Source organism: Jejuia sp. G7-7 (assembly GCF_055808955.1).
The window spans coordinates 845,723-858,025 of the sequence record NZ_JBVVSZ010000002.1; the positions used below are offsets into that span (position 1 = coordinate 845,723).

11 protein-coding genes are annotated in these 12,303 nt (G+C 29.3%); 7 read left to right on the forward strand and 4 right to left on the reverse strand.

The features are described 5' to 3' along the window. Positions 1–104: 104 nt before the first annotated feature. Entirely contained in the window at positions 105–1,436 is a 1,332-nt protein-coding gene (locus AC0L5U_RS14010; protein ID WP_473417040.1) for a T9SS type B sorting domain-containing protein, read from the forward strand. On the opposite strand, the gene AC0L5U_RS14015 is transcribed toward AC0L5U_RS14010, so the two are convergent. Genes AC0L5U_RS14015 through rpiB form a run of 4 tightly spaced genes read right to left on the reverse strand, consistent with a single transcriptional unit; the run spans position 1,437 to position 3,505 of the window. Beyond that, on the reverse strand, positions 1,437–1,880 hold the full coding sequence (locus AC0L5U_RS14015) for a GNAT family N-acetyltransferase (protein WP_473417041.1): 444 nt from the start codon (positions 1,878–1,880) through the stop codon (positions 1,437–1,439). A 23-nt stretch (positions 1,881–1,903) separates the two neighbouring features. Beyond that, positions 1,904–2,143, reverse strand: a complete 240-nt coding sequence (locus AC0L5U_RS14020; protein WP_473417042.1) for a hypothetical protein — start codon at positions 2,141–2,143, stop codon at positions 1,904–1,906. Between the two features lie 9 nt (positions 2,144–2,152). Then, entirely contained in the window at positions 2,153–3,070 is a 918-nt protein-coding gene (locus tag AC0L5U_RS14025) for a cation diffusion facilitator family transporter (RefSeq protein ID WP_473417043.1), read from the reverse strand. Then, a complete protein-coding gene (gene rpiB / locus AC0L5U_RS14030; protein WP_473417044.1) occupies positions 3,071–3,505 on the reverse strand; it encodes a ribose 5-phosphate isomerase B in 435 nt (144 codons plus the stop codon). It abuts the gene before it with no gap. 563 nt (positions 3,506–4,068) lie between these two features. On the opposite strand from rpiB, the gene AC0L5U_RS14035 reads away from it, so the two are divergent. From AC0L5U_RS14035 to AC0L5U_RS14060, 6 genes are all read left to right on the forward strand, one after another. After that, a complete protein-coding gene (locus AC0L5U_RS14035; protein WP_473417045.1) occupies positions 4,069–4,341 on the forward strand; it encodes an FG-GAP repeat protein in 273 nt (90 codons plus the stop codon). Positions 4,342–4,355: 14 nt separating this feature from the next. Further along, complete coding sequence (locus AC0L5U_RS14040) at positions 4,356–4,532, forward strand: T9SS type A sorting domain-containing protein (RefSeq protein ID WP_473418298.1); 177 nt, start codon at positions 4,356–4,358, stop codon at positions 4,530–4,532. A gap of 91 nt (positions 4,533–4,623) precedes the next feature. Beyond that, the gene (locus AC0L5U_RS14045; RefSeq protein ID WP_473417046.1) at positions 4,624–5,778 is read left to right on the forward strand and encodes a T9SS type A sorting domain-containing protein; all 1,155 of its coding nucleotides are present in this window, start codon (positions 4,624–4,626) and stop codon (positions 5,776–5,778) included. Positions 5,779–5,974: 196 nt separating this feature from the next. Further along, positions 5,975–8,209, forward strand: a complete 2,235-nt coding sequence (locus AC0L5U_RS14050; RefSeq protein ID WP_473417047.1) for a ribonuclease R family protein — start codon at positions 5,975–5,977, stop codon at positions 8,207–8,209. Between the two features lie 28 nt (positions 8,210–8,237). Beyond that, positions 8,238–8,972 (forward strand): head GIN domain-containing protein, encoded by a 735-nt coding sequence (locus tag AC0L5U_RS14055; RefSeq protein WP_473417048.1) that lies wholly within the window; start codon positions 8,238–8,240, stop codon positions 8,970–8,972. Positions 8,973–9,092: 120 nt separating this feature from the next. Beyond that, positions 9,093–11,906 carry a helix-turn-helix and ligand-binding sensor domain-containing protein gene (locus tag AC0L5U_RS14060; protein ID WP_473417050.1) on the forward strand — a complete coding sequence of 938 codons (2,814 nt, stop codon included), beginning with the start codon at positions 9,093–9,095 and terminating at the stop codon, positions 11,904–11,906. Positions 11,907–12,303: the final 397 nt, after the last annotated feature.

A 12,303-nucleotide genomic window follows, 5' to 3' on the forward strand; every position in this document is an offset into this window, starting at 1 on the left:
ATTACATACGTAGGAGAAAATCAGAGTAATTAGGTTATGTTTAATAGAGCCTTAATCTTCTTTTTTTGTTTTCAAATTATATCTGTGTTTCCCAAAACACTTTTGTGCCTGATGATAATTTTGAACAAGCTTTAATAGATTTAGGGTATGATGTTGGCCCTTTAGATGATAATGTGCCTACAGCAAATATTAGAACCGTTACCAATTTAGATTTAAATTTTTTAAATATCTCTGACCTAACAGGTATTGAAGATTTTAGAGATTTATCAATTTTTGATTGCTCAAGAAATCAGCTTTCTACAATAAACGTAACTCAAAATACTAATTTAACTCAGTTATATTGCCATGGTAATCAATTCACTAGTATTGACGTCTCCCAAAATTCTATTTTAGAAGTATTATGGTGTTACATTAATCTTTTGCCTGATATTGATGTTACCCAAAACCCAAATTTGATTTCTTTGGTATGTTGGGATAACAACCTCACAAGCCTTGACGTCTCTAATAATCAAGAAATAGTAGTTTTAGGCTGTGAAATTAATCAAATAACAAGTCTTGATCTTTCTAATAACCCCAAACTAACTAGATTTCAATGCAGAGATAATTTACTTACAGAATTAGATATTACCAATAACCCAAATTTGACCTTTATAGATTGTGGCGATAACCAAATAGCAACTTTAGATTTGAGTAACAACCCTATTTTAAGAACTTTTCTGTGTGCTGGAAATAATTTAGAAACATTAGATCTTACTCAAAACCCTAATGTATTGAATTTTGACTGTAGTAATAATCAATTATGCGCTTTAAATGTTAAAAATGGAACGAATGATAATATCACTTTTTTCGATTTTAACAACAATCCTGATTTAAACTGTATTGTGGTGGATGATTCTAGTGCAGACCATAGTTTGTGGGAGCCAAATTCATTTACAAATTATGTAAATTCTCCTAACAATTGCGGAAACTTTATTCCGCTGGATACTTTAGATGATTTTATTGGTAGTAGCTACACATTACCCGTATTAAATAACGGAAATTATTATACTGCATCTGGCGGTATGGGAATTCAATTAAACGCTGGAGATGTGATAACTACAAATCAAACCATTTATATATATAATGAATCTGGTTGTAACAGCAACGAAACTAGTTTCAGTATTTTAATTAATACTGAAGATTATTTTATACCGAAATATTTTACGCCAAATAACGATGGTGAACACGATGTTTGGAAAGTAATTGACAATGCCGGGGTAATAAACAATATTTCAATTTATAACCGACAAGGAAAGCTTTTAAAATTTCTAAATTCTAGTTCTCAAGGTTGGGATGGAACATTTAATGGCAATCAATTATCAACAGATAGTTATTGGTATGAAATAGTATTGAACAATAATGAAATTATTAGAGGTTATTTTGCTTTAAAAAGATAGTTAACTTTTAATCATCCCAATATGCGGAATACCATCTTCTAAATATTCTACTCCTATTTGCTTAAACCCTAAATTAGAATAAAAATTCTTTAAATATTTTTGAGCTGAAATTTTAATAGTGGTTTCATTAAAATTAATTTTTATCGCTTCCGCAGAAGCTTTCATAATAGCATAACCATAGTTATGTGTTCTTTCCTGTTTAGCCACTACTACCCTACCAATACTGGCTAATTCAAAATAATCTCCTGGTTTAAAAATACGTGTATAAGCCACAATTTTTTCATTTTTAAAACCTAAAACATGTAAAGCTTTTTGGTCTTTATAATCAATGTCTTGATATACACAATCTTGCTCTACCACAAATACCTCGCTACGTAATTGCAACAAACTATACAACTCATGTTTTGTGAGTTCTTCAAAAGATTTTACTGTTATATCAATCATCTTGCAGTTATTTAAAAATCTAGTTAAACCAAAATGAAAATTATACAAAAGAAGAAAATCAATCCAATAACTATATTATTTCCATTATGAGCAAAATCATCATAAAAATCTGAAGATTTATGAGGTCCATTTAAATATTCTTTAAAAGTAAATTTAGGCTTCTTAAAAATAGAGCGCCATATCGAACCATATATCCAACGAATAGTTCCTCCTATTGTATTGAATATTGCATAAAATATAATGTATCCGAAAAACTCTTCCATTAATTTATTTTAATCCTGTACTATCACTTCCTTTGCATCATCCTTTCCGTATTCTGGCTGAATGTTTACATGGTTAATATCATACTTTTTAAACACCAACTCTTCTATCTCTTGCAAAATTTCATCAAATTGTGATAGCGTAATATCCGCATTAAAATCAATATGCGCTTCTAAATGAATTTCTTCTTCGTTTAATTGCCAAACATGCACATGGTGCACGTTTTTAATAGATGGAAAAGCGTTAATTTCATCCACTATTTTTTTAATAGGAATAGTATCTGGAGTAAATAACATCAATACTTTAGTAGAATCTTTTAACAAATCAAAACCCATCCAAATTAAGTATAATGCAATAGCAAACGTAAGTACGCTATCTACCCAATAGAGTTGATAATATTTCATAAGCAATCCACCAACTAAAACAGCTACACTTGCCATCATATCTGTTAATAAATGCAGATAAGCACTTTTCATATTCATATTAGCTTCAGAATCCCTTTTTAGTAAAAGTACACTAAAGCCATTTCCTAAAATAGCCACAAGAGATAACCAAATAACAAGATTAGATTCAATGTTTTGAGGATTTTGAAAACGCTCTACAGCTTCAATAATTAGTAAAACAGCAACCACTATTAATGTAGCTGCATTTATAAAAGCTGCTAAAATTTCGGCACGTTTATAACCAAACGTTTTTTGAAAAGAGGCTTTCTTTTTAGTTAAATTATTAGCTATATAACTAATAATAAGAGAGACTACATCACTAAAATTATGTAACGCATCACTTAAAAGCGCTAAGCTTCCTGAGAGTAAACCACCAACAACTTGTGCAGTAGTAATAACGATATTTAATAAAATGGATATAAAAAGATTACGACCTTTTAAGTCGCCATGATCATGCGAATGGTTATGCACATGATGATGCCCCATTTAACAAGATAATGGGATTTTATCAATCCTATTTTGATGACGCCCACCTTCAAACTCTGTATTTAAAAATGTTTCTACCATTTTTAAAGCTTGAGGTATAGCGGTAAATCTAGCAGGAATACATAATATGTTAGCATTATTATGCTGTCTTATAAGTTCTACTATTTCATTATTCCAACATAAACCAGCACGTATTTTTTGATGTTTATTAGCCGTCATAGCTACACCATTTGCACTTCCGCAAATTAAAATACCATAAGTTGCTTTATTGCTTTCAACATCTTCTGCAACTGGATGCACAAAATCAGCATAATCAACACTATCATTAGCATCAGTTCCGTAATTATTAACGGTTATCCCTTTTGATTCTAATAATGCTTTTATAGCAAATTTATACTCTGTACCTGCGTGATCGTTTCCTATTGAAATTGTCATGTTTTTAATTATAATTGTATCCTTTTACAAAGGTAGTAATTATAAACAATGTGTATTAGTATATTCATTAGTTGTTAATAACTGTTGATTAGTTTCTAAAAATAAAATTAGGAGAATCCGATTATTTTTTCAATCCATAACATATAATTAACATGCAAATAAGTTAATGTAAATTTTTAGTTAATTTATAAGCACTAAAAGGTATAGTTGTAAGTCTTATTATCTACAATACTTATTAAAAATACTTGTTAATAGCAGTTTCTAACAATTGTTAATAGAATTTATAAAAGACTTCAATTTAAACAAGTTATATATTTAAAACATGTTCATTTCGTATCAACAATATTCAATAAGATATATATCAAAATAAAATTTAAAAAAGTTATACCGCTATTCACAAGCTATAATAACCATCATTTATTTTTTTAAATTTTAAAAGAAAAATTATTATATAGTATATAATGTGGATAACTTCAATTATCGTTCAATTTACCTTTTAGAAGATATAAATTTACTTATTGTAATTAAAATCTTATTATTGCTTTTTCCAAAATGTTATTTGAATGAAAATTAAATATTTATTTATTTATTGTTTTGTTTCCTTTTTTTATTTTTCTCAAATTCAAATTGGGGATGATATTGATGGAGAAGCTGCAAATAACATTTTAGGTTCAAGTGTTAGTATATCTTCAAATGGTAATATTCTAGCTATAGGTGCTCCATTGAATGATGGAAATGGTAATAATTCAGGTCATGTAAGAATTTATGATTTAAGTGCAGTTTTATCTACTAAAAGCTTTCAAAAAACTACTTTTCTTTCTACCCTAACCCAGTAAAAGATCTATTAAATATAGAGTTAAATCAAGGTTTAAAATTAAAACAAATAAATATTTACAATCTTCAAAGTCAATACTTATATTCTGTAAAAACTTCAAAAATTGATGTTAGTAATTTATCAAATGGTATGTATTTTATTGAAGTAGAAACCAATAAAGGTAAATCTGTTAAGAAGATAGTTGTTGAATAACAAACTAAATATACCTATAAGTGGGTATTTACTTGTTGGTTTATATTCCATATCATTGTTTATAACAATTAACCCACTTAAAACTTTCAATATGAAACTAAAATTACTATCTCTCATTTCTCTTATTTTAATTTTTTTAAACGCAAACGCTCAACCGAATACAACCGATTATGTATCTGGTTTAGTTGATCCATCAGGAATTGTTGTAAATGGTACAGATTTGTACGTAAAAGGTCCTGACAATATTTATAAAATAGATACCACTGCGCCAACACCTGTAGCTACTTCAATCCATACCTCTGATACAGATTTTTTTATTACGGATTTTGTTATTGAAGGAACAACACTGTACATGGCGCAAGAAAATTATATAGTTGCAACCGATACATGGTTAGGTAGTAGAATAGCCTCACTAGATTTAAATAATCCAAGCACTCCTGTTGTTGTAATATACAGTATTATGGAATATATAAGCGCCCTTAGTATAGATGGAAATACAATGTACTTTTCTTCAGAAACTTTGGTTAATCCTCCAGCTTTCGAACCATTTTTTACGCACATAGATAAAATAGATATTACTCAAACCAACCCCACACCTGTTAATCTTGTTCCTAATATTAGTAATGATGGGGTAGTTAGAAGTATGCTACTTGATAATACTGATTTATTAATATCTATAACAGACGATCAACAGGTTTATGGCATAGATGTTACTACAAACACCCCTGCTGTTGAAACTGTTGTTAGTGGTCTTAACTTCAATAGGGGAATCATTAAAAATGGCGATGAATTATACGTTGCAGATGGTTTTCAAACAAGAAAAATTGATTTAAGAAATCCCACAGCAAGTTTAGTAACAGTAGCGCAAAATACCACTTATGAGGATACTAATAATGGTAATCCATTTTATGCAAACTTTAGAGATGTTGTGTTAATTGGTAACAGAATGTATATGTCTTTACAAAGCCAAGGTAGAATTGTAACTGCGATAGATGTTACACTATCTGTAGATGAACTTGAAGCATCTGAATTTAGTATTTATCCTAATCCTGTGTCCGATTTTATTAACATTCAATTAAAAGAAGAAGGGACACTTAAGAATATAAATATTTATAATCTTCAAAGTCAATACTTATATTCTGTAAAAACTCCAAAAATTGATGTTAGTAAATTATCTAGCGGCATGTATTTTATTGAAGTAGAAACCAATAAAGGAAAATCTGCTAAAAAAATAGTGATAGAATAGTATTAATAACTTTAAAAGTTTTAAAAGGCTTTCATTAATTTGAAAGTCTTTTTTATTGAATTAATAGTATCAAAACCCCCATTTAATATTAAAACCCTAACTTTGTAAAATAAATAGCAATTTCTTCACGTGTACAATGCTATTAAATAATAAAATTTCCTATACCTTAGGAATTGAAAATGATTACAAAAATTAAATGAGTAAAAAAAGAAAAGGGAAATCCAAAAAGAGTGGTATTTCCAACCTTACAAATACAATCTTAAGTATATTAAAAAAAGAAAGAAACCAAAGTTTTAACTACAAACAAATAGCTGCTAAATTAGGCGTTAACGATGCTAGTAGCAGAAATCAAATTATAAAAACCTTAGCTAAACTTGCTGCAAAACAAGAGATTGAGCAAGTAGAACGTGGCAAATTTAAAGCCATTGTAAATACCGAATATCATATCGGAATTTTAGATCTAGCTGCCAAAGGCAATGGGTATATTATCTGTGATGATTTTGAAGACGATGTATTTATAGCTTCAAATAATATTAATAAAGCATTAAATGGCGACGAAGTAGAATTTTACGCCTACAAACGTAGAAGACGTGGTAAGATAGAAGGAGAAATTACAAATATTATAAAGCGCGCTAAATCTGAATATGTTGGTGTCATTCAAATGCAGAATAATAAGAATTTTGCTTTTGTAGTACCAGATAGCAATAAAATGTATAAAGACATTTTTGTGCCTATTAATAAAACCAATAATGCTGAAGATGGCGATAAAGTGTTAGTAAAACTTGAAGATTGGCCAGAAAAAGCCGATTCGCCTTATGGTAAAGTGCTGCAAGTTCTTGGAAAACCAGGAGACCATAATACCGAAATTCATGCTATTTTAGCTGAATATGGCTTACCTCACGAATTTCCTCATGATGTTGAAGCATTTGCAAATCAATTAGATACTTCAATTACTAAAGAAGAAATAGCAAAGCGTCGTGATATGCGTAAAGATTTAACCTTTACCATAGACCCAAAAGATGCCAAAGATTTTGATGATGCCTTATCGTTTGAAGTTTTAGATAATGGTTTATATGAAATAGGAATTCATATTGCCGATGTATCACATTATTTACAAGAAGGAACCGTTTTAGATGATGAAGCTTACGAGCGTGCCACTTCGGTGTATTTAGTAGATCGTGTTGTACCTATGTTGCCAGAAGTACTATCAAACAACGCTTGTTCGTTACGTCCGCACGAAGAGAAATACACATTTTCTGCAGTATTTCAAATCAATGATAAAGCAGAAATAAAGAATCAATGGTTTGGAAGAACCGTAACGTATAGTGATGCCCGTTATGCTTATGAAGAAGCACAAGCGGTTATCGAACACAATCATGATTTTGTCATTCCTGCGAAGGCAGGAATCTCATCAATTGAAACTCTTATCCCACAAGAAGTTGCGCTTACAGGAAAAGCATACAATACCACACCAGAGTTAGCAAAAGCTATTTTAACTCTAGACAGACTCGCTAAAATTATGCGAAGAAAACGCATGAAAGATGGTGCAATTTCATTTGATAAAGTAGAAGTAAAATTCAATTTAGACGAAGACAATAATCCAGCAGGCGTATTCTTTAAAACCAGTAAAGATGCTAATAAATTGATTGAAGAATTCATGCTTTTAGCAAATAGAAAAGTATCAGAATTTATAGGAAAACAAAGCCCTAAAAAGACTTTTGTTTACCGTGTGCATGATGAACCAGACGAAAGCAAATTAGCGTCATTACAAAATGTAGTGAGTCGTTTTGGCTATAAACTCAATTTTAAAGACCGAAAGAGCACCACAGCATCACTAAATAACTTATTGCAAGAAGTTAATGGTAAAAAGGAACAAAACCTTGTAGATACGCTTACCATAAGAAGTATGAGCAAAGCCGAATACACCACACATAATATCGGGCATTACGGCTTAGCGTTCGATTATTACAGCCATTTCACCTCACCAATTCGTCGTTATCCAGATGTGATGGCGCACCGTTTATTACAGCATTATTTAGATGGTGGAAAATCGGCCAATGAAGACGCTTACGAAGATAAATGCAACCACTCCAGTAACATGGAAAATTTAGCAACAAAAGCCGAACGCGATTCTATAAAATACATGCAAATACGCTTTATGGAAGATCATAAAGATCAAGAATTTGTTGGTGTTATTTCTGGTGTAACCGATTGGGGAATTTATGTAGAAATCATTTCAAACAAATGTGAAGGTATGGTAAGTGTTCGTGACATGAAAGACGATCATTATGCCTTCGATCAAGATTTATACGCTATGGTTGGCAGAAGCAACGGATTGATTTACCAATTAGGAGACGAAGTTATCGTAAAAGTTAAAAACACCGATTTAGTTAAGAAGCACTTAGATTTTAATTTGATTGGGAAGTCATAACAAGCTTAAAGTTTTATTAAAGTGGTATATGAACGGAATAATTATTGATAATTTTGCGTTAATCACAAAACCTAAAATTATTAAAATGAAACGTTTTACATTCTTACTAGTATTTTTATTTTCAATTAATGCTATTGCCCAAAAGCCAATTGAAAAAACTGTTGGTCAATTCAGCGAATTAAAAGTATATGATTTAATTGAGGTAGAACTCATAAAATCTAAAGAAGATAAAGTTGTAATTACTGGTAAAAACTCCAACGATGTTTTGGTAAACAACAAAAATGGTACTCTTAAAATCAAGATGAAGCTTGAAGAGGCTTTTGATGGTAGTAATACAAAAGTGAAATTATATTACACAAACATTGATGTAATAGATGTAAATGAAGGTGGTAAGGTATATTCTACAGATATTATAAAACAATTTGAAATAGATTTAAATGCTCAAGAGGGCGCTAAAATTAATGTAGTAGTAGATGTAAAATATGTTAATGTAAGAGCTGTAACAGGCGCAGATGTTATTGTATCTGGTACCGCCAAAAATCAAGATGTTTCTATTTATACAGGAGGCGATTATGATGGAAAAGCTTTAAAAACAGAATCTACTGAAGTTTCAATTAGAGCAGCAGGAGAAGCTCATGTAAATGCAACAAAAAAAGTAACTGCAAAAGTTAGAGCTGGAGGTGATATATATATTTATGGAAATCCTAGTCGTGTAGATGAAAGTCGAGTTTTAGGGGGAAGAATTGAAAAAATAGAAGAATAAACATAAATTATAGCCATCATTTATGATGGCTTTCTTATTTTAAAACCATACAGAAACTATACAAATTGTTTTATAACACCTATTTTTAGTACTTTAGTAACCCAACAAAACTATAAAGTATTGAAAACTATAAGACATTTAGTTTTGCTTACGCTCTTGGTTTGCTTTTTAAAAGCAGGTTCCCAAGACAGACCTCCTATTAATGTTTTTTATCCAGAAGTATACGGTGGAGCTCCTCAAAATTGGTCTATTTCTCAATCTAATGAACGTCATATATATGTAGCAAACAATAAAGGTTTGTTAGAATATAATGGTGAAACATGGAATTTATATAAATCACCAAGCAAAACTATTTTACGTACTGTAAAAGTTATAGATGCTTTAATTTATACAGGTAGTTATCGTGATTTTGGATATTGGAGTAAAGATAATTATGGTGTTTTAAATTACAAATCCCTTGCAAAAGAACTCAAAATAAATTTCCTTGAAGACGAAGAAATTTGGAATATTATGTATTTAGATAATTCAATATTATTTCAATCTTTAGACCGTATTCATATTTATAACACAACTACTAAAATGTATAGAGTTGTTAACCCAAAAACCAAAATTTCTAAATTATTTAAGGTGGGAACAATTTTTTATTTTCAGAGTTTAAATAATGGTTTATATAAAATCGAAAATGGGGTTGATGTATTAATATCTGATGATAAAATTATAAAGGAAAATACTATTATTAATGTATTTAAACTCAACTCTAAAACATTATTTCTTACACAAGACAACGGTTTTTTTGAGTTATCAAACGGTGAATTAAAAGCATGGAATATCCCAGCAAAAACTAATTTAGATAATGTAAGTATATTTAGTAGTATTCAGCTTAAAGATAAAAGTTTTGTATTAGGTACTATTTCAGATGGGTTAATTCACATTGATAAAACGGGAACTCTAAAGTATGAGATTAATCAATCTAATGGTTTAAGCAATAATACTGTTCTAAGTCTATTTGAGGATGTTGATAATAATATCTGGCTTGGTTTAGATAACGGTATCAACTGTATTAACATTAAATCGCCCTATCACATATATTATGATAATAATGGAATAATAGGAAGTGTTTATGCTTCAAAGGTTTATAATAATATCTTGTATTTAGGTACAAATCAAGGTTTATTTTGTAAACCATTAAATATAAATAATGATTTTGAGTTTATTGAGGGTACACAAGGTCAAGTTTGGTGTTTAGAAATTATAGATAACATACTTTTTTGTGGACACAACTCAGGTACTTTTATTATTGACAACAAGAAAGCTAATAAAATAGCAAATGCGCAAGGGACATGGCAAATTAAACCAATTGCTAATCATAATAATTTATTGATTCAAGGAAATTACCGTGGTTTAAATATAATTGAGAAAAAGAATGGAAATTGGCAATTCAGAAATAAAATAGAGGGCTTTGATATCTCAAGTAGGTTTTTTGAATTTATAAATACGAATGAAATTTATTTATTACATGAGTTTAAAGGCGCTTATAAATTAAAATTAAATGATGAGTTTACTAATGTATTTGGTTTTACTAAAGATACTTTAATGAAAATTAAGCAAAATTCTAGCCTTATTAAGCATAATAATGAATTATTATATTCAAATAGAAAAGGAATTTTTAAATTCCATAATACTTTAAAAAAATTCAAAAAAGACACCTTATTGAGTAAGCTAATCGATAAAGAAAATTTTACTTCTGGAATAATAGTGTCAGAGAAAAGTACCAATAAACTATGGAGTTTTTCTAAAAAAGGTATTAATTACACAACAGTATCAAAACTTAGCGGAGAAAAGAAGATAAATAACATTCCTTTCCCTGAAGACTTAAGAAAAGATGTGGTAGATTATGAAAGCGTAACTCATATAGACAAACAACGTTTCATACTTGGCTCTACTACGGGATATATTATTTTGGATTTAGATAAAATTAATCATCAGGATCATAAGATTAATATAAACCAAATAGCTGTAAGTAATTTGAAGAAAAGTGATGCTTTTAAGTTGGTTGATCAAACAGCTAATCCTAGGTTTATAAACAGCGAAAACAACTTACAATTTTCTTACAGTATCGCAGAATTTTCAAAAACTCAAAAACCAGAATATTCATATAAACTAGAGGGTATATATGATAAATGGAGTGATTGGAATAATGATGGTAACGTATTATTTGAAAATCTCCCCTATGGAAATTATACGTTTAAAGCAAAAGGAAGAGTAGGAAATCAAGTTACTTTAAACACTATCGTTTATAGTTTTAAAATAAATAGACCGTGGTTTTTATCCAACATAGCAATTGCTTTATATGTAATCTGGCTACTACTTTTTTCACTATTTATGCATTATATATATAGAAGATATTATAGAAAACAGAGGGATAGATTAATGCAAAAAACTACTCGAGAGTTTGAGCTAAAAGAGTTAGAAAACAAGCAACAATTAATGCGATTTAAAAACGATAAACTCAGAGAAGATATAGAAAACAAGAGTAAGGAGTTAGGTGTTTCTACAATGAATTTGATAAAAAAGAATGAGTTTTTAAGTACTATAAAGAAAGAATTAGAAGACTTAAATGATAATAAAAATGTTAAACGTGTTATTAAAATTATTGATAAAAACTTAAATAATGCAGACGATTGGAATTTGTTCCAAGAGGCGTTTAATAATGCAGACAAAGATTTCTTAAAAAAGATAAAAACAGTTCACCCTACTTTAACATCAAACGACCTTCGTCTTTGTGCATACCTTCGCCTAAATTTATCTTCAAAAGAAATCGCACCTTTACTTAATATTTCACCTAGAAGTGTAGAGGTGAAACGCTATAGACTTCGTAAAAAAATAGACTTACCTCACGAAGCGAGTTTATCTGATTATATTTTAGAAATATAGGCTGTGATAAGTAATGCTTTTAAAAGCATGAAAGAGCTAATATGAGAACTAACTTGATTAAATGCAAACAATACAAATATTTAGATTTGATCAACTAAACCTATATCAAATGGCTATTTAATTAAAATAACAAAATCTCAAACATACAACATTGGTGATATGTACCTATACATTACCACAACAAAACTGTATTTCGAAGATTTTATTCAGTCAATTTTTGATTCGTTAGTATTTCAATAAAACAGCGTCTTTACTGAGTTTTTGATAAAAATTTATGTGTTTTTTTAAAATGTATGTTTTTTGTAGGGGTTCAAAATACTAATTCAACAACCTTAACAGCTAATTTTACTAAACCACTCTTGTGTATGTATAAAATACATTATCGAGAAACATTAAT

Excerpts from the sequence above, each read along its gene's own strand:
- AC0L5U_RS14015 (WP_473417041.1), bottom strand. The coding sequence starts at position 1,880 with ATGATTGATATAACAGTAAAATCTTTTGAAGAACTCACAAAACATGAG.
- AC0L5U_RS14020 (WP_473417042.1), bottom strand. The coding sequence starts at position 2,143 with ATGGAAGAGTTTTTCGGATACATTATATTTTATGCAATATTCAATACA.
- AC0L5U_RS14025 (WP_473417043.1), bottom strand. The coding sequence starts at position 3,070 with ATGGGGCATCATCATGTGCATAACCATTCGCATGATCATGGCGACTTA.
- rpiB (WP_473417044.1), bottom strand. The coding sequence starts at position 3,505 with ATGACAATTTCAATAGGAAACGATCACGCAGGTACAGAGTATAAATTT.
- AC0L5U_RS14035 (WP_473417045.1), top strand. The coding sequence starts at position 4,069 with ATGAAAATTAAATATTTATTTATTTATTGTTTTGTTTCCTTTTTTTAT.
- AC0L5U_RS14045 (WP_473417046.1), top strand. The coding sequence starts at position 4,624 with ATGAAACTAAAATTACTATCTCTCATTTCTCTTATTTTAATTTTTTTA.
- AC0L5U_RS14050 (WP_473417047.1), top strand. The coding sequence starts at position 5,975 with ATGAGTAAAAAAAGAAAAGGGAAATCCAAAAAGAGTGGTATTTCCAAC.
- AC0L5U_RS14055 (WP_473417048.1), top strand. The coding sequence starts at position 8,238 with ATGAACGGAATAATTATTGATAATTTTGCGTTAATCACAAAACCTAAA.